28 protein-coding genes and 2 pseudogenes are annotated in these 20,010 nt (G+C 65.6%); 10 read left to right on the forward strand and 20 right to left on the reverse strand.

The window, feature by feature from the left end:
• Positions 1-7 precede the first annotated feature (7 nt).
• The 7 genes from M5E06_RS35180 to M5E06_RS35210 are packed head-to-tail and all read left to right on the forward strand — an operon-like array spanning position 8 to position 5,720.
• The gene (locus M5E06_RS35180) at positions 8-721 is read left to right on the forward strand and encodes a type IV secretion system protein (protein ID WP_252142227.1); all 714 of its coding nucleotides are present in this window, start codon (positions 8-10) and stop codon (positions 719-721) included.
• Between the two features lie 11 nt (positions 722-732).
• Positions 733-921, forward strand: coding sequence for a hypothetical protein (locus M5E06_RS35185; protein WP_252142228.1), 189 nt, complete (start codon positions 733-735; stop codon positions 919-921).
• Between the two features lie 11 nt (positions 922-932).
• Positions 933-2,186 (forward strand): P-type conjugative transfer protein TrbL, encoded by a 1,254-nt coding sequence (gene trbL, locus M5E06_RS35190; RefSeq protein WP_252142229.1) that lies wholly within the window; start codon positions 933-935, stop codon positions 2,184-2,186.
• A gap of 56 nt (positions 2,187-2,242) precedes the next feature.
• Positions 2,243-2,941 carry a conjugal transfer protein TrbF gene (trbF, locus tag M5E06_RS35195; RefSeq protein ID WP_252142230.1) on the forward strand — a complete coding sequence of 233 codons (699 nt, stop codon included), beginning with the start codon at positions 2,243-2,245 and terminating at the stop codon, positions 2,939-2,941.
• A gap of 11 nt (positions 2,942-2,952) precedes the next feature.
• Positions 2,953-3,912 carry a P-type conjugative transfer protein TrbG gene (gene trbG, locus M5E06_RS35200; protein WP_252142231.1) on the forward strand — a complete coding sequence of 320 codons (960 nt, stop codon included), beginning with the start codon at positions 2,953-2,955 and terminating at the stop codon, positions 3,910-3,912.
• Between the two features lie 3 nt (positions 3,913-3,915).
• Positions 3,916-4,365 (forward strand): conjugal transfer lipoprotein TrbH, encoded by a 450-nt coding sequence (locus M5E06_RS35205; protein ID WP_252142232.1) that lies wholly within the window; start codon positions 3,916-3,918, stop codon positions 4,363-4,365.
• Positions 4,362-5,720 (forward strand): TrbI/VirB10 family protein, encoded by a 1,359-nt coding sequence (locus M5E06_RS35210; RefSeq protein ID WP_252142233.1) that lies wholly within the window; start codon positions 4,362-4,364, stop codon positions 5,718-5,720. The genes M5E06_RS35205 and M5E06_RS35210 overlap by 4 nt, the downstream gene beginning before the upstream one ends.
• A gap of 77 nt (positions 5,721-5,797) precedes the next feature.
• On the opposite strand, the gene M5E06_RS35215 is transcribed toward M5E06_RS35210, so the two are convergent.
• A complete protein-coding gene (locus M5E06_RS35215) occupies positions 5,798-6,406 on the reverse strand; it encodes an ATPase (RefSeq protein WP_252142234.1) in 609 nt (202 codons plus the stop codon).
• Entirely contained in the window at positions 6,403-6,657 is a 255-nt protein-coding gene (locus M5E06_RS35220; protein WP_252142235.1) for a hypothetical protein, read from the reverse strand. Before M5E06_RS35220 ends, M5E06_RS35215 begins: the two co-directional genes overlap by 4 nt.
• Positions 6,658-6,855: 198 nt before the next feature.
• Here M5E06_RS35220 and M5E06_RS35225 point away from each other — a divergent pair.
• Positions 6,856-7,041, forward strand: a pseudogene (locus M5E06_RS35225) (IS5/IS1182 family transposase); the annotation flags it as partial.
• Between the two features lie 225 nt (positions 7,042-7,266).
• Positions 7,267-7,980: an IS6 family transposase gene (locus M5E06_RS35230; protein WP_252142236.1), complete on the forward strand. Its 714-nt coding sequence runs from the start codon at positions 7,267-7,269 to the stop codon at positions 7,978-7,980.
• Positions 7,981-8,180: 200 nt separating this feature from the next.
• Here M5E06_RS35230 and M5E06_RS35235 read toward each other — a convergent pair whose 3' ends face one another.
• The 10 genes and pseudogenes from M5E06_RS35235 to M5E06_RS36010 all read right to left on the reverse strand — a co-directional run.
• Positions 8,181-8,459 carry a DUF6522 family protein gene (locus M5E06_RS35235; RefSeq protein ID WP_252142237.1) on the reverse strand — a complete coding sequence of 93 codons (279 nt, stop codon included), beginning with the start codon at positions 8,457-8,459 and terminating at the stop codon, positions 8,181-8,183.
• 140 nt (positions 8,460-8,599) lie between these two features.
• Complete coding sequence (locus tag M5E06_RS35240) at positions 8,600-9,286, reverse strand: DUF4142 domain-containing protein (RefSeq protein ID WP_252142238.1); 687 nt, start codon at positions 9,284-9,286, stop codon at positions 8,600-8,602.
• A gap of 24 nt (positions 9,287-9,310) precedes the next feature.
• Complete coding sequence (locus M5E06_RS35245) at positions 9,311-11,236, reverse strand: nitric oxide reductase activation protein NorD (protein WP_252142239.1); 1,926 nt, start codon at positions 11,234-11,236, stop codon at positions 9,311-9,313.
• A 4-nt stretch (positions 11,237-11,240) separates the two neighbouring features.
• On the reverse strand, positions 11,241-12,026 hold the full coding sequence (locus M5E06_RS35250; RefSeq protein WP_252142240.1) for a CbbQ/NirQ/NorQ/GpvN family protein: 786 nt from the start codon (positions 12,024-12,026) through the stop codon (positions 11,241-11,243).
• A 26-nt stretch (positions 12,027-12,052) separates the two neighbouring features.
• Complete coding sequence (locus tag M5E06_RS35255) at positions 12,053-13,402, reverse strand: cbb3-type cytochrome c oxidase subunit I (protein ID WP_252142241.1); 1,350 nt, start codon at positions 13,400-13,402, stop codon at positions 12,053-12,055.
• 16 nt (positions 13,403-13,418) lie between these two features.
• The gene (locus M5E06_RS35260) at positions 13,419-13,871 is read right to left on the reverse strand and encodes a c-type cytochrome (protein WP_252142242.1); all 453 of its coding nucleotides are present in this window, start codon (positions 13,869-13,871) and stop codon (positions 13,419-13,421) included.
• A 223-nt stretch (positions 13,872-14,094) separates the two neighbouring features.
• Positions 14,095-14,502 carry a c-type cytochrome gene (locus M5E06_RS35265; protein WP_252142243.1) on the reverse strand — a complete coding sequence of 136 codons (408 nt, stop codon included), beginning with the start codon at positions 14,500-14,502 and terminating at the stop codon, positions 14,095-14,097.
• A 121-nt stretch (positions 14,503-14,623) separates the two neighbouring features.
• The gene (locus tag M5E06_RS35795; protein WP_353654393.1) at positions 14,624-14,770 is read right to left on the reverse strand and encodes a cytochrome D1 domain-containing protein; all 147 of its coding nucleotides are present in this window, start codon (positions 14,768-14,770) and stop codon (positions 14,624-14,626) included.
• 71 nt (positions 14,771-14,841) lie between these two features.
• Positions 14,842-15,183: a DDE-type integrase/transposase/recombinase gene (locus tag M5E06_RS35270; RefSeq protein ID WP_252142244.1), complete on the reverse strand. Its 342-nt coding sequence runs from the start codon at positions 15,181-15,183 to the stop codon at positions 14,842-14,844.
• 58 nt (positions 15,184-15,241) lie between these two features.
• Positions 15,242-15,490 (reverse strand): annotated as a pseudogene (locus tag M5E06_RS36010) (DDE-type integrase/transposase/recombinase); the annotation flags it as partial.
• 419 nt (positions 15,491-15,909) lie between these two features.
• On the opposite strand from M5E06_RS36010, the gene M5E06_RS35280 reads away from it, so the two are divergent.
• Positions 15,910-16,092, forward strand: a complete 183-nt coding sequence (locus tag M5E06_RS35280; protein WP_252142246.1) for a hypothetical protein — start codon at positions 15,910-15,912, stop codon at positions 16,090-16,092.
• 50 nt (positions 16,093-16,142) lie between these two features.
• Here M5E06_RS35280 and M5E06_RS35285 read toward each other — a convergent pair whose 3' ends face one another.
• The 8 genes from M5E06_RS35285 to M5E06_RS35315 all read right to left on the reverse strand — a co-directional run bounded on the left by M5E06_RS35285 (position 16,143) and on the right by M5E06_RS35315 (position 19,840).
• On the reverse strand, positions 16,143-16,292 hold the full coding sequence (locus tag M5E06_RS35285) for a hypothetical protein (protein ID WP_252142247.1): 150 nt from the start codon (positions 16,290-16,292) through the stop codon (positions 16,143-16,145).
• A gap of 11 nt (positions 16,293-16,303) precedes the next feature.
• Entirely contained in the window at positions 16,304-16,810 is a 507-nt protein-coding gene (locus M5E06_RS35290) for a flavin reductase family protein (RefSeq protein WP_252142248.1), read from the reverse strand.
• Positions 16,811-16,824: 14 nt separating this feature from the next.
• Positions 16,825-17,253 carry a DUF1924 domain-containing protein gene (locus tag M5E06_RS35295; RefSeq protein WP_252142249.1) on the reverse strand — a complete coding sequence of 143 codons (429 nt, stop codon included), beginning with the start codon at positions 17,251-17,253 and terminating at the stop codon, positions 16,825-16,827.
• Positions 17,250-17,546, reverse strand: coding sequence for a hypothetical protein (locus tag M5E06_RS35300; protein WP_252142250.1), 297 nt, complete (start codon positions 17,544-17,546; stop codon positions 17,250-17,252). Before M5E06_RS35300 ends, M5E06_RS35295 begins: the two co-directional genes overlap by 4 nt.
• Positions 17,543-17,785 carry a hypothetical protein gene (locus M5E06_RS35305; protein ID WP_252142251.1) on the reverse strand — a complete coding sequence of 81 codons (243 nt, stop codon included), beginning with the start codon at positions 17,783-17,785 and terminating at the stop codon, positions 17,543-17,545. Before M5E06_RS35305 ends, M5E06_RS35300 begins: the two co-directional genes overlap by 4 nt.
• Before the next feature lie 43 nt (positions 17,786-17,828).
• Positions 17,829-17,963 (reverse strand): hypothetical protein, encoded by a 135-nt coding sequence (locus tag M5E06_RS35800; RefSeq protein ID WP_286209174.1) that lies wholly within the window; start codon positions 17,961-17,963, stop codon positions 17,829-17,831.
• A gap of 81 nt (positions 17,964-18,044) precedes the next feature.
• The gene (locus M5E06_RS35310) at positions 18,045-18,428 is read right to left on the reverse strand and encodes a hypothetical protein (protein ID WP_252142252.1); all 384 of its coding nucleotides are present in this window, start codon (positions 18,426-18,428) and stop codon (positions 18,045-18,047) included.
• Between the two features lie 203 nt (positions 18,429-18,631).
• On the reverse strand, positions 18,632-19,840 hold the full coding sequence (locus M5E06_RS35315) for an IS256 family transposase (protein ID WP_252142253.1): 1,209 nt from the start codon (positions 19,838-19,840) through the stop codon (positions 18,632-18,634).
• Positions 19,841-20,010 lie beyond the last annotated feature (170 nt).

Raw genomic sequence — 20,010 nt, forward strand, 5'->3', positions numbered from 1 at the left:
TGCCCCGATGCGCAAGCCCCTCTCCGCCATTCTGCTGTCCGCCCTGGTGTTCCACACCCTGCCGGCGCACGCGCAAGGCATCCCGGTGATCGACGTGTCGGCCATCGCGCAGATGATCACCCAGGTCGCCAACCAGATGGAGCAGATCAGCAATCAGGTTCAGATGATCGAGAACCAAGCGCGCACGCTCCAGACCTTGGGCGGCGGCAGCTTTGGCGAACTGAACGGCAATCTCAGCCAACAGGTGGGCCAACTCAACGCGGTGATGAGCCGGGTTCAGGGGATCGGCTACCAGCTCGGCGGCATCGAACAGGAATTCAACCAACTCTTCCCGCTGGGGACGAACTGGCAGTCGGTGCCGACCGAGGACGTGGCGCCCTATTACCAGCGCTGGTCCACTCAGCTGCAGGACGCCTCGCGCACGGCAATGGACAGCCAGGGGGTGGTGCGCAACGTCCAGCGCAACGTCTCGGCCGCGCAAGGCATCCTGGCCGACGCCCAAGCCTCGGACGGCGAGGTGCGCCAGCTCCAGGCGACCAACGAGATGCTGGCGCTGCTGGCGACCCAGCTCGGCGACATAACCATGACCATGGCGACCACCGGCCGGGTCACCGCGAGTGCTGCGGCAGCAGCGCAAACACGCTCCGATGCTGAGGCCGAATTGCAGCGTCGGTTCTTACTGGCCCCTCCGCTTCCCTCCACCGATGGCGAAGCGTTCTAAAGGAAAAACTCATGTTCCAGATCAAGACGTCTATCGCTCTTCTTATCGTGGGTGGAGCAATCGCCAGTTCTGCGGTCATTACGCATATCGTTACACGCTATAGCCTCAACATGACTTGCACCGCTGCTGCGCCAGCCGAGCCCGCCAGGACACTACCAGTTGGCCCGATGCTGAATTCTCGTGACGGAGAAGCGTTCTGAGGAGAAGTCTCATGAAGAGGAATTTAAATTGGTCGCGCTGGATACCTCTCATTTTAGCCGCAGCTATCGTTACGGTTTCATGTGAAGTTTCAGCTCAAACAACAAACAACTCGCTCGACAACATTGTCCGTTTGTATCGTGATCATTCAGCCGCGTGGCAAGCAGCGCTGAGAAGCCATGCCATTACACTGTTCTGGCTGTTAGCGGCAATTGAATTTACCTGGGCGGCGATCCGTCTGGGACTGAAAGGTGCTGACTTTGGAGAGTGGGTGGCAGAGGTCACCAACCAAGTCCTGTTCATTGGCTTTTTCTTAACTCTGCTGCTCCACTCGGCCGATTATGCTCAAGCCGTGGTGGACAGTTTCCGAGAAGCCGCTAATCAGGCAAGCATGGCCGGGGGTGGAACAGGTCGGATCAGCCCGTCCAACATCTTTGAGGTTGGCGTTAACCTCGCGCTTCGAGTGGTTGGCCAAGTATCTTTGTCAAAGCTGGCGGAGAGTGCTGGCTTTCTTATCGCGGCCCTGGTCGTTCTCATCTGCTTTGCGCTGATCGCTGCCTTCCTAATTCTAGCCCTGGTGGAGAGCTACATCGTCATCTCTGCTGGTGTTCTGCTCATGGGCTTCGGCGGCTCACGCTGGACCAAGGATTATGCTGTCAAGGTGATGGTCTACGCTGTGGCGGTCGGCGCCAAGCTGTTCGTCCTGCAACTGCTTATCGGGTTGGGACAGGCCATGATCTTGTCTTGGGAAGCACAGATCATTAGCAACACCTCCGACGTTTTTGTCATTGTTGGCTCTGCTGTGGTGATGCTGGCGGTCACCAAGGTGGTGCCGGACATGGTGCAGAGCCTCGTGAACGGTACTGCCCCCAGCGGTGGCGGCGCCTTGGTTGGAGCGGCCGCCGCGGTCGGTGGGGCTGTGGCTGGTGTCGCAGCAGGTGCGGCCGGCGCCGGGATGGCGGTCGGTGGCGCCTCCAAGCTTGCCAGTGCCCAGCTCGCCAGCTCCGGCCTGTCCTCGTCCCCTCCGCCCGCTTTTGCCGCCCGCATGGCCGCCCGCACCGCCGGCAATCTCGGCCAAGCGGCGGTGCAGGATCTCGGCCGCCGCCTGTCCGGCCGCTCTTACGGCACCATGGGCGGGCGCATGGGCGAGAGCATGAGCCACAAAGCCCGCGAGCTGCGGGCCGCTGCCGAAAAGCCACAGGCTCCGCAAGCCCCCCAGCAAGGGCAACCGCCGGGCCAACCCGACAACGTGATCCGCTCCGAATAGGCGTTCGGGTTTGAACGCCAGGGGAATGGATTCCTTCGATCTATAGGCAATCGACTATGAAGACCCACGCCCTGCGCAAGCCGAAAACTCCAGCAAAACCGCCGACCGAGACCCCCTACCTCTCGGCCCGGCGCGAGTGGAATGAGCGGTATGGTTCCTACATCGCCCGCGCCAACGCATGGCGCCTGACGGCGCTGTCCAGCCTCGCCATCGCCGCCCTGGCGGTCGGGGGTGTGGTGTGGATCGGCAGCCAAAACCGCCTCGTCCCCTATGTCGTGGAAACCAACAAGCTGGGCGATGCGGTGGGGGTGCGGCGGGCCGATCAGATCTATGTGCCCAACGAGCGGGTGATCCGCGCCCAGCTCGCCCGCTGGGTCAGCAACATCCGCTCCGTCTATGTCGATGCCGCGGCGGAGCGGGCGCTGATCGACGAAGCCTTCGCCATGCTCAACAAGCGCGGCGCCGCTTACCCGCAAATCCTCGAACACTTCCGTACCAACGACCCCTTCAAGCGCGCGGAGAACGAAACCGTGACCGTCGAGGTGCAGTCGGTGCTGCCGATCAGTCAGGACACATGGCGAATCGAATGGCGGGAAAGCGTGATGAACCGGGATGGCTCGGTCAAGCAACCGCCGGTCTCCTGGCAGGCCACGGTGACGATCAGCATCGCCCCGCCAGCCACCGAACAGGCGATCCTCATGAACCCGATGGGAGTCTACGTGAACAGCTACTCCTGGTCCCAGCGGCTCATCTGACAGGTGCCCCCATGCTCAAGGTAACCATCACCCTGGCCGCTCTGGCGGTGATCGTCGCGGAACCGGCGCTTGCCCAGCAGGTTCCGGCCATCCAGACGGCGCAGACGGAGGCGCCCGGCGCCACTCCGCCGGCCGGCGATCCTCCGGCCGTCCTGACCCGCCGCACCGGCACCCCGCCGCCTGTCAACCTGATGTCGGGCAAGGAGGCTGCGCTGAACGCCAAGGAACAGCGCGGCGTCGCTCTCTCCGATGAGTGGCGCGGCGGCAAGGACCGCCCGGCGCGCGGGCAGGCCGGCCGCGTCACCTTCACCTACGGCTCCACCCTCCCCTCCGTCGTCTGCGCGCCTTTGCGGGTCTGCAACCTCGAACTCCAGCCGGGCGAGGTGGTGCAGCAGATCGACCTCGGCGACATCGCCCGCTGGAAGGCCACCCCCACCGCCTACGGAACCGGCGCCAACCAGACCAGCGTCATCGTCATCAAGGCGAGCGACAGCGGCCTGACCACCACCATGACCATCGCCACCGACCGGCGGATTTACGTGGTCCAGCTCGTCAGCCGTACCAAGGACTGGATGCCGCTGGTGTCCTTCGTCTATCCGGAGGACGTTCAGCAGGACTGGGACGCCTACCGGGCGGCGGTGAACCGGCGCCAGCAGGCCACCACCCTCTCCGATGGCCTGAATGCCGCCAATCTCGACTTCAACTTCGCCATACGGGGCGACACGCCATCCTGGCGGCCGGTGCGGGTCTACACCGACGGGCGCAAGACCTACATCCAGTTTCCCAGCGAAATGCGCTACGACGAGTCCCCCGCCCTGGTGGCCATCAGCGCGGACGACAAGGAACAGTTCGTCAACTACCGGGCCAGCGGCGACCGCTATGTGGTCGACAAGGTGCTGCGCCATGCCGCGCTGATTTCCGGTGTCGGCGGCGACCAGACCAAAGTCGAAATCCTGCGCGAGAGGAACTGAGCCATGCGGCATCCCCTGCATGCCGCGCTGATCGGCGCGATGCTGCTGCTCGGCGGCTGTGCCGGCGTCGGCCCACGGTCCTCCTACGTCGAGGCGGTGACGCCGGCAGATGCCCCGGTGCTGGCGGCCGACATCGCCGGCTTCATGGCGGAGCGCCTGCCGGCGGCCGCCACCACCCTGGCGCTCGATGCGCCGATCGCAGACTTGGTCAACGACAGCCTGACGCCGGTCCTGCGCGGCGAGCTGCGGCGGATCGGCTTCGGAGTGGCGGACGCGGGGCAGAACGCACCAGGCGCCCACCCCCTGCGCTATCTGGTGACGCCGCTCAATGCCGGGGTGCTCGTCCGTCTCCAGGTCGACCGCACCACGGCTTCGCGCCTGTGGCTGCGCAACAGTGCCGGCACCCTCCAGGCCGGCTCCCCCTTCACCGTGCGGAAGGACGCCGCGGAATGACCGACCAGACGCAGCAACCGGCCGATGGCCCCGACCGCTCGCCCGATTTCCTCGCTGGTCCGACTCTGCGCCAGACCGGCGGCCGGCGCCTGACCCGCGTGCCGATCTACATCCTGATCGGCATTTCAGCATTGGTTGCCATCGCCATCGCCTACACGATGAACGAGCGGGCCAAGCGCCGGGCGGCCGGCGTCGGCAGCACCGAAGTGGTGGCGGCGCCGGAGCCGGTGGACGCCAAGCCGCTGTTCGGGGCGGCGCAAAGCGCCGGCATCATCGAAGCACGGCGGGCAGCTCCGCCCCCGGCAACGCCGGCAACACCTCCTGCGATCACCCCCGCCACCCTGCCGGGGGTACCACCGGACCCGATGGGGCGAGGCCCCGCTGCCAATGGCGGGCGGACGCTGGAGGACGATGCCCGGATGCGGGCATGGCAGCAGTATGATGCCGAAGTGCGGCGGGTCGAGGAACAGCGCCGGGCGGTGCTGAAGGCGGCTCTGGAAGCGCCGACCACCGTCCCCGGCAACCGCACCCAGCCCGGGCAGATGCAGCAGCCGGCCGCGGCTGGTCCTGGCGCCGCCGGCACCGGCTTTGGCAGCTCGGGGGCGAGCGGCGGCCTCGGCGCGGCCGGTGGAACTGGTGGCGGTGCCGGCGGCTATGGCAGCGGCCAAGGGCGCGGGGGACAGGGCACCGGGCCGGATGCCAAACGCAACCTCCTCACTCAGCAGCCGGCCCGCGGCTCGCACTACCTCGCCGGCACCCGCGAGGCGGCACTGTCGCCCTACGAGGTGAAGGCCGGCGCCATCATCCCTGGTGTCATGGAAAGCGGCATCAACTCGGACCTCCCCGGTATCATCAAGGCGCGGGTGCGCGAGAACGTCTACGACACCGCCACCGGGCAATATCTGCTGATCCCCAAGGATTCCATGCTGATCGGCACCTACGACAACGGGGTGGAGATGGGGCAGGAACGGGTGCTGATCGCCTGGAACCGGATCATCTATCCTGACGCTTCGTCGCTGGATCTCGGCAGCATGCCCGGCGCCGACCAGGGCGGCTATGCCGGCGTCTCCGATCAGGTGAACAACCACTATTTCCGAACCTTCGGCAACGCCCTGTTGCTGTCGATCTTCTCGGCCGGCGTCCAGCTCTCCCAGCCGCAGCAGCGCGGCGACACCCGCGGCGGCTATGACGCGCAACAGATCATTGCCGGCAGTCTCGGCCAGCAGATGGGCCAGCTCGGCACGGAGTACGCCCGCAAGGGTCTGAACGTCGCTCCGACCCTGGAAATCCGACCCGGCTACCGCTTCAACATCATGGTGACCAAGGACATGATTATACCGCCTTGGCAGGGGTGAGGCTTTCTGGAGCGCATCACAAAGGGCCGGAAGTCTCCCGGCCCTTTTTTTATCGCCTGACCGTTCCCGTTGGGGTTTTACCGGCCGCCGCGCTTTTGGACTTTCTGCCTGAGTTGCTGCGGGATCGCCTGCTCGGCCCACGCCGATAGATCGGCGGACAGCTTCTTCACTTCACCCTGATCCCGTTTCAGCAGCAGCCGGCGCCGGCTATCCGAGTTGTCGAACACCCACGCCCGGTGGGCGATTGACAGAGCTTCCGGCAGGGCCTCCATGCTGCGGCCATAGCGGCGGAGGATCGCGTCCTTTGGAACGTTGTGGCCGCCTCTGCGCACACGGGCATGCACGCGCGCCGCCGACAGCGCAACATCATCCAGCCCGACAAAAATCAGGTTGACCTTGTAACCGGCCTCGGCCGCCCGGCGCATCAGCGCCAGCTCGCTCTTTCCGGTCAGCGTGGTTTCCATCGCGAAGGTTTCGCGACGGGCAAGCCTGCCCTCGCGTTCCTCCACCGCCAGCCGGCCGGCGCGCAAGTGGGCGGCCGGGCTGTTCACGTCGCTGGGATCGAGCTGGCGGGCGATGTCGTCCGCGTTGACGAACGGGACGCGCCCAATGATGTGGCGGCGGGCGATGGTTGACTTGCCGGCGCCGTTCGGACCGGCGAGCACCCATAACTGTGGTTGGCTCATGCGACCAGCCGATCGACCAGCCTTTCCTCCCCGGTCGAGAAATCGACCAGTTCCTTTCGGCCGTCCGGATATTCCTTGATGACGCAGCCCGGCCGTGTGTTGGGTTTGCGGTAGTAGATCGGCTGGCCTTCAGCGAGGTGACCGCGAGCGGCGGCACCAGCATCCTGCTCAAGTTCTGCATCGAGACGCATTAAGAAGAGGCTTTCCTGATCGGGCGTCATCTTCTCCAGGTTCTCCAGCGTCAGATCCATGGCCTTAACGTCCTTCAAGTCCCAAATTCTGATCCGGATATAGGATGCAATGAAGTCTACAACGAAGAAAAATCGTTGCGATACCAAATAGGAATTGGGGTCCGGGCATCATCCGACACTGTTGGCGAAATCCGGGGCCTCGGCACGGCCTGGGAACGGTGGCTGTTGAGGAGACATCCTCAATGAAGGGGGCCGATCATGTCGCTCAAGCCGCAGACCATTCCGCCGGTGCCCGAGACGACCGCGACCGTCGCGCGGGCCGCCTTTCCCAAGGGCACGGCCGTTCTCCGCCTCCGCGACGTGCTGGGGACGATCTACCAGGACGAACTGTTCGCCGCCTTGTACCCCGAACGGGGCCAGCCGGCGGTGGCGCCGTGGCGGTTGCCCTCTGCGTCAGGATGGTTGTCGCCCGGATAGGGTTGTATGAATCCGAGGGCGATGAGGAGAGAGCCGTTGGGCAGATAGAGGAGCGCGAGACTGTCCGGAATTTCGTGCTCGGCGGGGTTATCCTGAAGCAGAAGGAGACCCTGAAGGTTCTGTTGCAGCGTTTGCGACAGGGCTGGGATCGGGTAGAACCTTGGCCGGTTCGGCAGCTGGGGTGGCGGGGTGATGCGATGCAAGAAGGGCCCGTTCAAGGGCCGGCAGTTCACGGCGGCGGTGATCCTGTGGGCGGTGCGCTGGTATCTGCAGTTCCCGATCAGCTACCGGGACCTGGAACGCATGCTGGCCGACCGAGGCGTGGCGGTCGATCACACGACGCTCTTCCGCTGGATCCAGGCCTACGCGCCGGAGTTGGACAAGCGCCTGCGCCCGCACCTGCGCATGACGACCGGCTCCTGGCGGGTCGACGAGACCTACGTCAAGGTGAAGGGCCACTGGATGTATCTGTACCGCGCCGTCGATGGGCGCGGACAGACGATCGACTTCCTGTTGAGCGCCAAGCGTAATGCCGCAGCCGCCCGCCGCTTCTTCCGCAAAGCCCGGAGGCAGCGGCATACGGTTAACCCGCGCACCCTCACCGTGGACAAAAATGCCGCCTATCCAAGTGCAACCAAGGCGATGAAGGCAGACGGCGAGCTCTGGCGCTTTGCCAAGCTGCGGAAAATCAAGTATCTCAACAATATCGTTGAACAAGATCACCGACGGATCAAAAGGCTGGTCCGTCCTGGTCTCGGCTTCAAAAGCTTCCATACCGCGCGCCGAACGATCGCCGGCTACGAGATCATGGCCATGGTTCGCAAAGGACAGATTGCCGCCATTCCCGCCAACGACATGAGCGGCCAGGCCTCCTTCATCGCCACCCTGTTCGGGGTTGCTGCCTGAAGTCGTTCAAACTGGAACCACTTTCACCCAACCGCCGACTTTGCAACAGAACCCCAAAGACGGCCAGTTCACCCAGGATGAGAATCCACATCATTGGATTTCCGGGTAGGCTCGACAACGGTCCCCAGTCAGCCGTCTCGGAGTCTGGCCGCATGTGGGAAGGCAGGGAGTGCTCCTTAACGCCGACGTCAGCGGCATTGTTATCCGACATGAATCACGCGTCCAAAGCTATCTAAGATCAGGACAGATTGCCGCGCCCGATGCCGGAATGTCACCCGCGTCGTCCCGCTGTCCTCCCCCACCCCCAACTCATGCACGTGGTAAACCATGCCCCTCTTCAGTTCTTCCATGAATGCACCGGGCCTGAGCCCGAGAACCGGAGCCACGAGCGTTGCGTCGAACACGAGGCTGCCAGCGCTGTCCACTGTGGCGACCTGTGTACCGACGAGTGTCTGCTGCTCGATATGCGATCTGGTCATGTGCGTCATCCGACTGCCGATAACGAGGTACAAGGCAGTATATCTTTGTCGACAAAGAGCCTCTTTGCGATTCAGCAAACCTCGCTCCAGAGACTGATCTTCACGCTCCCGGTAGGCACATGGCTGATCGATCCTCGCACTCATCGGGCTTTGCTGGGGTCGTCGTACTGAATGGCCTGCCCTTCCACAGGGGCGCTGATCCCGAACCGGCCGGCCATCTGCCGCAGGGCGTCGCGGTTCTTCTGGATCGACACCAGATTGGTGATGGCGAAGGTGGCGAGTTCGCGGTCGGGCGTGTGCGACGCTTCGGTCTGGTACAGGTCGACGATGCGGTCGTGGATGCGCAGCTGCGCCTCCAGATAGCCTTTGGCAAATCCTTCCCCGCTCGCCGCCGACAGGGACTTCGCCGCCTCCTGCGCCATCCCGTCCTGTGTGTTCGCCGGGTTGGTCACCGCCCCTGCCGCTCCGAACTGGTCGGCGCGCTGCGGCTTCACCTGATCGGCCGGCGGCAGGGTGCGGGCGGAGGACAGGCGTTTCAGACCCTCGTCGAGTTTCGCGTGGGTTTGCGCGATCTCCCTGGCCATGGCCTTGAACGCATCGTCCGGCCCCTTCTCGGCGGCGAGCCGCCCGAGTTCGGCCTGCCCCTGGCTTGCCGCCGCGGCCTGCCTGAGAAACAGCGCGTCCTCGAGCGGCAGCGATTGGCCCGGCTGCGGCGGCAGGCGCGGCGTCGGGTCCGGCCGGAGATTGGCCTGTGCCCAGGCCGAGCCGGACACCAGGATGGCTCCCAGGGCGGTTCCAAGAATGGCGGCGCGGAGGATCCTAAGCATGATGGCTCCTGTTCCCGTGAACACTCAGCAGGTCAATTGGCGGTAGATGGCCGGCAATGCCGCCGGCAGGCGCGCGACATGAGGGAAGATGGCGTAGGCGCCGGTGCCGAAGATGTAGGGGAGATAGTCTCGCCCCTGCTCGTCCACCGTGATGCCGAACAGCCGCAAGCCGGCGCGGCGCGCCTCCTGCACCGCCACGCGCGTGTCCTCGATGGCATGGCGCCCCTCGTAATGGTCGGTGTCGTTGGGCTTGCCGTCGGTCAGCAGCAGCAGCAGCCGGTGCGTGTGCGGACGGTCCTTGAGGCGGAAGGTGGCGTGGCGCAGAGCGGCCCCCATCCGGGTATAGCTGCCGGGCTTGAGCGCCTGTATCCGGCGCAAGACGCGGGCGTCCAGCCGCTCCTCGAAATCCTTCACCGTGCGCACGTCCACGCGGTGCCGGCGATGCGAGGTGAAGGTGAGGATGGCGTGCTCGTCGCCGCAGGCGGCCAGCCCATGCGTCAGCGCCAGCAGCGCCTCCTTCTCGACGTCCAGCACGCGCCGCTCGTCGACATAGCTGTCGGTGGACAGGGAGACGTCGACCAGCACGCAGACCGAAAGGTCGCGGGCGACGGTGCGCACCGCGCTGTAGACCCGCTCCGAGCCGTATCCGCCCGCCCGCCGGTCGGCGACGGAGCGCACCAGCGCCGAAAGGTCGAGGTCGTCGCCGTCGGGCTGGCCGGTCATCAACTGCCGGCGCGGCCGCATGGCCTCGAACTGGCGGCGCACCAGACGGATGCGGCGGATCGCATCGTCGTCGGGACGCCAGTCCTCGCCTTCCAGCGCGGCGGGTTCGGCGATCACGCGGCAATGGTCGGGAAGATAGCGCCGCCGCTTCCAGTCCCATTCGGGATAGGTGATCTCGGCGCGAAGCGGCGCCGCATCGGCCTCTTCGGCGGCAAGGTCGAGGTCCATTTTCAGCTTGGCCGAGGCCTTGCGCTCGTGCTGGCCGACGGCGATCTCGTCCATGTCCTCGGCCGCCTTGCGCGCGTTTTCCTCGTCGTCGTCCTCGACCTTGCGGTTGAGGTTGACCATCTCCGCCAGCCCGAGGATCTTCTCGAAGCGATTCAGCATCAGCGGGTCGTCGCGGCGGGTCTGGTCGTTCTCGCGGCGCTTGGCCTTGCGGCGCTTGCCGTCCCCCTCCGCACCGCCGCCGCCCTCCTCGTCGCCGTCCGCCGCCACGCCCGCTCCGACGGCGTCGGACACCTCGCCCCACAGCGGCACGGGCAGGAACGGCCGATAGCCGGGATCCGCCTCGAACGCGTCGAGCGGCATGGTCCCGTCGGTCACTGCGGCGAGCATGGCGGAAAACCTGACGTCGGCAGGCCGCCGCTCCGCGCCGAGGAGGGCGAGGACCACGTTTTCCACCGCGGCCTCCTGCGCGGGCAGGCGCCGCCGCGGCCTTGCGGCGCGCATCGCCCGGCAAAGCCGGTCATGCAGGACCCGCAGTCCTGGCCATGCCGCAAGCGCGCGGTCGCTCGCCAGCTTGGCCGCGCGCAGGCGGGCCAGATCGGCCTGCAGCAGGTCGGTGGGAAGCATCGGCGGCGGCTCGGCATGGACGAAGAAGACGGCCAGCCACTCGTAAAGGCCTGCGTTGTCCTCGCGCGCCGGAAAGACGTCCAGACGGTCGGGCAGTTGGAGGGTGGCGCCGTCATAGCGGGCGCGGTCGAGCTTTTCGGTTCCCAGGCCGAGCCGCTGCTTCAGGCCCAGGCGGTGGCCGGAGGATTCCGCGGCGGTCGCGGCGATGCGGACGGCGCCCGGTCCGCCCAGCGCCCGGAACAGCACGCCCAACCGCGTCCGCATGTCGTCCAGGCCGACCGCCGCCTCCGGATGGCGCGGGTATGACACGGCATTGCCGACAAGGCGGTGCCACAACGCGCCGACGAACTCCTCGGGTTCCCAGATGGACGCCATACGATCACCCCAGCGTGAGTTCGGTGACCCGCAGCAGCGCCTTCTTGACCTCCGGGTCGTCGGTGAGCGGCTCGATCATGGAGGCCAGCACCGCCTCGTCCCGCGCCATCCCGTCACGGATCAGGCTGGCGCAATAGACCAGCAGTCGCGTCGAGACGCCTTCCTCCAAGTCCTGTCCCTTGAGCGCACGCAGGGCGTTGCCCAGCCGGACCAGCGGCGCCACCCGATCGGCGGCAAGCCCGCTCTCGCGGGCGACGATGGCGGCCTCCGCCTCCGGGGCGGGAAAGCCGAACTCGATGGCGACGAAGCGCTGGCGGGTGCTGGGCTTCAGCGACTTCAGGATGTTCTGGTAGCCGGGGTTGTAGGAGACGACCAGCATGAAGTCGGGCGGAGCCTCAAGCAGTTCGCCGGTGCGCTCCAGCGGCAGCAGGCGGCGGTCGTCGGTCAGCGGGTGCAGCACGACGGTCACGTCCTTGCGCGCCTCCACCACCTCGTCGAGGTAGCAGATCGCGCCTTCGCGGACGGCGCGGGTCAGCGGGCCGTCGGTCCAGACGGTGTCGCCGCCCTTCAGCAGGTAGCGGCCGGTCAAATCGGCGGCGGTCAGGTCGTCGTGGCAGGACACGGTGTGGAGCGGACGCCCCAGCCGCGCCGCCATGTGCGCGACGAAGCGGGTCTTGCCGCAGCCGGTCGGCCCCTTCAGCAGCAGCGGCAGGCGGTTGCGGTGGGCATGCTCGAACAGCGCCACCTCATTGCCGGTCGGGGCGTAGAAGGGGATGGCGGAGCCCGCCATCCCGTCCGTGGGTATGACCCCGCCCATCATTCCGCCGGAGCGACGCTGGGCCGGCTGCGCGCGGGCAGCTGCTCGCGGGCCGGTCCGAAGACGGAATAGACGAACAGCAGCACCGACAGCACCACGAAGATGCCGGACCCGAGACGCATCCAGTAGAACAGGGCCAACTGCTCCTGCACCTCCATGTAGGTCATGCCCAGCACGCGCTGCAGGTGGATCTGCACGACGCCGCCGAAGGTCAGGGTGAAGGTCATGAAGGCCATGGCCGAGGTCATGATCCAGAAGCTCCACATGTTGAGCACCTGGTTGTATGGCGCACGGCCGCGCAAGGTCGGCATGGCGTAGGTGATGATGGCGAGGTTCAGCATCACATAGGCGCCGAAGAAGGCCAGATGCCCGTGCGCCGCGGTGACCTGGGTGCCGTGGCTGTAGTAGTTCACGAAGGACAGCGTGTGCAGGAAGCCCCACACGCCCGCCCCGAAGAAGGCGAAGACCGGCGTGCCGAGCGTCCACAGGAAGGCCGCCTTGTTCGGATGGTCGCGCCGTCCCTTCCAGGCCATGGTGAAGGCGAAAAGGACCATGACGAAGAAGGGGGCCACCTCCAGCGTGGAGAACAGCGAGCCGATCCACTGCCAATACCCCGGCGCGCCGATCCAGTAGTAATGGTGCCCGGTGCCGAGCAGGCCGGAGAACAGGGCGAGGCCGACGATGGCGTAGAGCCACTTCTCCACCACCTCGCGGTCGACGCCGGTCATCTTGATGACCAGGAAGGCCAGGATCGACGCCATCACCAGTTCCCACACGCCCTCCACCCACAGATGGACGACGTACCACCAGTACATCTTGTCCAGCGCCAGATTGGCCGGGTTGTAGAAGGCGAACAGGAAGAAGATGGCGACACCCCACAGCCCCAGCAGCAGGACGTTGGTGATCGCCGTCTTGCGGCCCCGGAACACCGTCAGCGACACGTTGTAGAGGAAAATCAAGGCGGCGATGACGATGCCGACCTTCACCCACAGCGGCTGTTCGAGGAACTCGCGCCCCTCATGGATGCCCATGGTATAGCCGGCGACGGCGGCGAGAGCGCCGATCATCAGGATCGCCAGTTGGACATAGGCCAGCATCGGACTCTCGATGTCCCGCTCCGCCTCCTCCGGGATCAGATAATAGGCCGAGCCGAAGAAGCCGAGCAGCAGCCACACGATCAGCGCGTTGGTGTGGATCATGCGCAGGATGTTGAAGGGCAGCGTCTCGGACAGGAAGTTGGGCACGACATAGACGGTGCCGGCAAGCGTGCCGACCAGAACCTGGACGACGAACAGGACCATCGCACAGACGAAGTACCAGTAGGCGATGCGCTGGGTTTCGTATTTCATGCCGCGACCCTCCCCTTCAGCCCGCGTTGTTCGGCGGCCAGCCTTGCGTGTCGATGCGGCTGGTCCATTCGAGGAAATCGACGAGGTCGTTGAGCTCCTGGTCGGTGAGATTGAACTGCGGCATCTGTCGGCGCCCCTCGACCCCGCTGGGCTGCGACTGCATCCAGGCGATCAGCGCTGCGCGCGCGCTTTCGGCGTCATCGCGCCCGCCGTAGCGGACCCAGACATTGCCGAGTTCCGGCGCGAAATAGGCGCCTTCGCCGAGAATCGAATGGCAGTTGATGCAGGCGTTCTTTTCCCAGACGTGCTTGCCACGGGCCACGCTGTCGGACAGCGTCGCCTCGTCCGTACTGGACGTGCGTATGTAGTAGTGGCTGTGGATCGTCAGGGCGACGAAGGTGACCAGGAAGAAGAGCGATCCGCCATAGAAGATGTTGCGTGCCGCTGATTTCGTGAACCTCTCGGCCATCACCTCCCCCTCGTTGTCGATTCGCGACAGAATTGCTTATTAACCACCAATAAAACCTGTGGTGGGCGGCGGTGGCTACAGCGCAAAAGGGGAGACTGGCGTAAGGCGGATCGACCTTGCGGATAAACGTTCAGCCTCCCCAGGCTAGGTACTATGACCTATATGCGACTACCCTCGATCGCCGACAGCGAGCCAGGCAATCTGAACCATGTATCTGTGACGGTCACTTGGTTTCGGTCAGGTAAGCAATGAGATTGTCGGCTGCTTCATCCGGACTGGCTTTGTACTTGGCAGAGTTCTTCAATCCTGCATAAGCCATAGTGGTACCTGGAACGATCTCCTTAGGCGCTTGCAGATAGGACTTGAGGACCTCTGGCGTCCAGGTTAGCCCCGATGATGCCTTTTCCTGCATAGGTTTAGAATACTTGAAGTTCTCAACTGACGCGGCCTTGCGACCGACCACACCATGCAGGCTCGGACCCACGCGGTTCTTTCCCTGTTCGACGGTATGGCAGGCCATACATTCCTTGAAAACATCCTTGCCTGCAGCCGCGTCGGCTGCCGATGCGCCGGACGCGCCGAGTGACGAACCGATGACGAGAAAAACTCCCCAAAGCAGCGCCTTGCCCATAGCTTGGTTTCCTCCTTGTTGTGCTCTTGCCATATCTGGCACCTGAACTCCGGCTTTTGCCGACACATGACGGCACCAGGGATTCATGCGTCGCCTTGTGTTGAACCAGCGCCAGCACAACTCAGTGGCTGGTGCCGGCCGATAGGCTGATTTTGTTGTGAACATTGTATTTTCCCGACGGTTTGGACATCGGAATACGTTTCACTTCCGTGAGCGTGATGGCGTCGTAGACGATCAAGGCACCGTCCATCTCCCACAGGCTGACCAGGGGGTTCCGTCAGGTCTCGCGCCAAGGTGAGCGAGTAGGCGCAGAGAGCCCGTCCTCCGGCTCCGTGTTTGTCAGGCGGCAGCGAGCATATCGCGCAGGACGGCGACCCTCTGGACATGGATCGCCCGTCGCCGCGCCGCTGGGACGGGCTGCATGCGCTCGGTCGCCGGCCGCAGGAAGTCGCGCACCTCATCGTGCGCCCGGCAGAAGCGGTGAGCACTGGTGTGGGTTTGGAAGCCGCGCATTGGGCGCGTGCGGCCTTTGACCCCGCGATGATCTTGCTCGAGATGGTTATTCTTGAACTTGGAAGTACGGTGCTCGATGTCGTCGCCGAACACCTCCTCCAGAGCCGGCGGGTAGCCGGCATGCTTGTCGGTGGTGATGGTCTCCGGGATGATGCCGGTGACGTCCACGGCGGAACGCCACGGCGGAACGGAAGAACGCCTCGGCGGCGGCTTGTTCACGGGTCGCGCTCAGGTAGACATCGACCAGATTGCCGTCGGTGTCGATGGCCCGGTACAGGTATTGCCACTGCCCGGCGATCTTCAGGTACGTCTCATCCACGTACCAGTTCCGGCCGATTTTGCCCTTGCGCCGTTTGCGCAAGGCCCCGGTGAGCAGCTGCGCCAGCTTGGCTTCCCAGTCGCGCACCGCCTCGTGCGAGAAGACCAGCCCGCGCAGCAGCAGGACTTCTGCCAAGTCGCGCAGGCTGAGCTTCATCCGGAGGCGCTACAGCACAACAAGAAAGGCCACATCGGTGGGGACCTGCAGCCGGTTCAGCAGCGAGCCCGTGCGCTCGTTGAACTGGCGTCCGCACCCGCGGCAGCGGAAGTGCCGGTACCCGTGGGCCGTGCGGTCTGAACGCTCGGTGGTCGCGGTCGAAGAGCAGTGCGGGCAGCGCATAAGGCACCTCCTGAAGGGAGGTGATCCTCTACGGCAGCGCCAGCACGACGATCAAGTTGGCGCGAAACCTGCCGGAACCATCGTGACGGCCCCGCCAACGATTCCGACATAACTCGGTACTATCCCATGGATGCCGATCAGCGTGTCGCACGGAGGTGGCCGGGGTTACAGTTCCGCTTGGCTCGCGTCCGTAATCAGGTTCTGTTGCAAAGTTTGCCGGCACGTGTAAAGGCCGGATGAACCTCAAATATGCCAGCCCCGTCGTCAACACGATCATGCTGTCCAATGTCACCGACCTGACCGCGGTTCTGTCCTCCATGGCTGCGGAGGGCATTGCCGTCACCCTGGCCTCGTTGCCCGCCTCAGCCCCTACACACGCGAACACGCCCGCCGCTTCGGCCAGTACGTCCTCGACATGAACGACCTCCCGGGGCCGCTCAATCCAACGTCCCTTCCCTTCGAAGTGCCCTTATGACCTATTTTTACACGTATCTTGGACGGACCTGCATTCCTTCCGCGTCGCCGCGTCGGTCACCGGCGGCACCCGCTCGAACTCGTTCGCCAGTGCGCCGCCGCCGATCAGCAGCAGGGCGGCGGTGGCGCCAATCACGAGGCGCATGGCCGGACTCCTCAGGCTGCTGTGGCGGACGCCAGTTCGCGGCGCAGTTCGGCGTAGCGGCTGGCGAAGAACAGGAGCGGCGCGCCGTCGCGGTGCTCGAAGCGGTGCACGCGGCCCAGGACGACCAGATGATCGCCGGCCTCCACATGGCTGTGTGTCGTACACTCGAACTGCGCGAGGCAGTCGCGCAACAGGGGCACGCCGCCCAGACCGGGCGTCCAGTCAATCCCGGCGAACCGCTCCTCGCTGCGCGACGCGAAGCGCGTCGAGAGATGGTGCTGATCGTCGGCAAGCACGTTCACGGCGAAGCGGCTGGCCTCGCAGAACACGGGCAGGCTGGCGGAGGACTGCATCAGGCTCCACAGCACCAGTGGTGGATCCAGCGACACCGAACTGAAGGAGTTCACGGTCAGGCCGACGGGAGTGCCCGCCGGGGTCAATGTGGTGATCACCGCGACCCCGGTGGCGTACCGGGCGTAGGCGTCGCGTAGCGAGCGGAGATGTGGGTCGGGAGACATCGGGAGCGTCCTTTCTATTGGCCGGCCAGGAAGGTGATGAAGTCGCCCTTCTCACGGGCGGTACAGGCGCGGCCGAGGACGTTGACGCAGTCGCGCTCGAAGCGCTTCTCGCCCTCGGCCGGGTCGGTGAACCGCTTCGGGTTGGCCGAAATCGCCATCGGCTCGATGGCCCGCCCGGTCCGGTAATGGCGCCCCGGCCCGGCGGGGTTCTGGGTGTGGCAGCTGGCGCAGGCCCGGGTTTCGGCCACCTTGCCGCCGCTGTGCGGGCCCAAGTAGAGCTCCTGACCACGGTCGGCGGAGAAGCCGGTGAAGCTTGGATCGGCCTTCTTCGCCTCGGCGGCGTAGCCGTCCAGGATCTTCGTGCGGTTAGGGTCAGCGGTGGCCGCCAGGGCGACGCCGGTGGTGGTGGCCGCGACGGCCGCGAGGACGAGGAGCAGTCTCATGAGGGCACCCGATCGGAAAGGGTGGAGCGCTGGGTGGTGCCGCGGGACGGGACCACGGGCGTGAGCCGCTTCAGCCCATACAGCCCGAAGACCAGGGCGATATGGGCGATGACGATGTACAGGGCGACCGCGCCGAGGGTCTCGTGCAAGTCCTCGAACTTCACGACGAAGTCTGCCACCGCGCCGGAGGCCGCCGCCAGGCCGAAGGCGCCGAGGAGGGCCGCGGCCATCCAGGCGATCAGTGGGCTGCGCTCGGTGCGCGCTTTCGGATCGCCGCTGACCAGGCGCTTCATCCAGTCCAGCACCGGTCCGGGCGATGGCCGGGGAAGGCGCAGCGGGCAGCCGGTGGGGCCAACAGTCCGATCACCACGCGCAGCGCGATGGCGATGAGCGCCGCGTAGCCGACGAAGACGTGCATGCCGTAGGTATCCTCGTCCCCCTTGAGGTAGGCGACGACGAACGCGCCCGAGAGGGTGGCGTGGAACGTCAGCAGCGCGGTCATCTCGGCGGCGGTCGGCTTGCGGGTGGCCATGGCGGTGTCCGTGTTGGCTGGGGTTTGCGCCGGCAGGTGCGGTTCAGTGGTCCCGGCTGCCGCCGGCGGCCCAGAGCCCGGCGATGCTCGACGGGCCGTCCACGGCCTGATAGGCGGTGGCCAGAGCGCCGATCACGAGCACGGTGGCGACGGTGTGGGGGATCGTCGTCTTCAGCATGGGCGGCGCTCCGGCTGGGAATGCCTGGAACGGCGTCGGGCGGGGGCCTCGTTCCACCCCGCCCGGGTGCCGGGGGCGCGGTCAGTCATTGTCGGCGTACCGGCGGCGGTCCAGGGATGCGTCGCGGCCGAAGGCGGTGCCGTCCTGGCGGATGATCTGGTCGGCCCGGATGCCGCCGTGCCGGATGCTTCCGACCACGGTGATCTGGTCGCCGGACTGGATGCCGTCCGCCAGGAAGCCGTGGCTGGTGACCGGGATCTCCTTCTCCCCGTCGGAGAGGACGAACGATGTCGCAGCGACGGTGCCGACCGTGCCGGTGACAGTGCCGCCGCCGGCCTCGACGACGGCCATGAGCGCCTGCGGGCTGCTCGGCTGGAACGCCTGGGCGCGGTGATGGTCGCCGGCGGAGACGCCGCCGGAGAGCGTCAGGAGGCCAAGAGCGGCGAGAGCGGTGGTCTTGAGCATGGCTTCACCTGTGGTGCTGGGGAGCGCCGATGCGCTCCATGACCGGCACTCTGCGCCACGCGGCCTGAGGCGAGCCTGAACAGCCGGTTCAGCCCGCGTTCAGGATCGCGGCGCAGGGGGAGTACCCCTGTGCTCGGGGCTGTGCGGACGCGGTCACGTCCGTCAAGGTGGTGGAATTGGAAGGTGGTCAGGAGCGTCGTCGGTCAGGCCGCCTTTGCTGAGGGAAGTGGCGTGATGGCGGTCTCGTCGGGGGCAGCGATCCCGGCCATGGTTTCGAGCGTCAGGTAACGGTGCTGGAGCTGCCAGTCATCATTTTGCTCCAGCAAGATCGCGCCGACGAGCCTTCGAACACTTTCCTCATTTGGGAATATACCAACAACATCAGTGCGGCGTTTGACCTCCTTGTTGAGACGCTCAAGAGGATTCGTCGAATGTAGTTTGGTGCGGTGCGCCTCGGGATAGTCCATATAGGCGAGCACGTCATGCTCGGCGTCGTCGAGCAGTGCTGCCACCTTGGGAAAGCGCGCCCGCAGCTGATCGGCGACATGGCGCCAGACCTCACCGGCGTTCTTGCGGTCGGGCTGCACGAAGACTTGGCGCACGGCGGCCGACACCACGGTTTGCTGGCCCTTGGGCACATGGCAGAGCAGCGAGCGAAGGAAATGAACACGGCAGCGTTGCCAGGTGGCGCACAGCACCTGGCTGATCGCCGCCTTCAGCCCCTCATGAGCATCGGAGATCACCAGCTTCACGCCTTTCAGCCCGCGCCGCACGAGGCCGCGCAGAAACTCAATCCAGAAGATCGCCGCCTCTGATTGCCCCAGCCCGAGGCCGAGGATATCGCGCCGCCCATCCTGATTGACGCCGGTGGCGATTATCGCGGCGATCGAGACGATCCGGCCGTCCTGGCGGACCTTCAGGTAGGTGGCATCCAGCCAGAGGTACGGCCAGTCTCCCTCCAGCGGACGCTCCAGGAAGGACTGCACCCGAGTGTCGATCTCCTGGCACAGCGCCGAGACCTGGGACTTGGAGATGCCGGTCATGCCGAGCGCCTGGACGAGGTCATCGACCTTGGGGGTTGAGACGCCTTGAATCCACGCTTCCTGGATGACGGCGGTGAGCGCCTTCTCGGCGGTCTTGCGCGGCTCCAGGAAAGCCGGGAAGTAGGAGCCCTGGCGCAGCTTGGGGATCTTCAGATCCAGCGTGCCGAGCCGGGTGTCGAACTGGCGCGGGCGCGAGCCGTTGCGGTAGGTGGTGCGCGTGTCGGTGCGTTCATGGCGAGCGGCGCCGATCAGCGCCTCGACCTCGAAGTCCATCAGCCGGTGCAACGTGTGCTCGGCGACCGAGCGCAGGAAGTCGCCGTCCGTGCTCTTCTGGATCTGCTCGATCAGTGCCAGTCTGTCGTCGGTCATCGTCGTGTCCTTGGTCGGGGTCGCGTGTTGCAACTTGACCTTACCGAAGATGCGCGATGACCACCTCCTGCCGCCGAACACACCGCCTGCGAGGCGGAGGATCGGGCTGGGGCCGGGCTACGCTGTGTGCGAGCTTCGCCCGGCCCCAGCCCGATCCTTCATGGGCGCTT

The sequence above is a fragment of the Azospirillum sp. A1-3 genome, from assembly GCF_023806445.1.
Classification (GTDB): Bacteria; Pseudomonadota; Alphaproteobacteria; order Azospirillales; family Azospirillaceae; genus Azospirillum.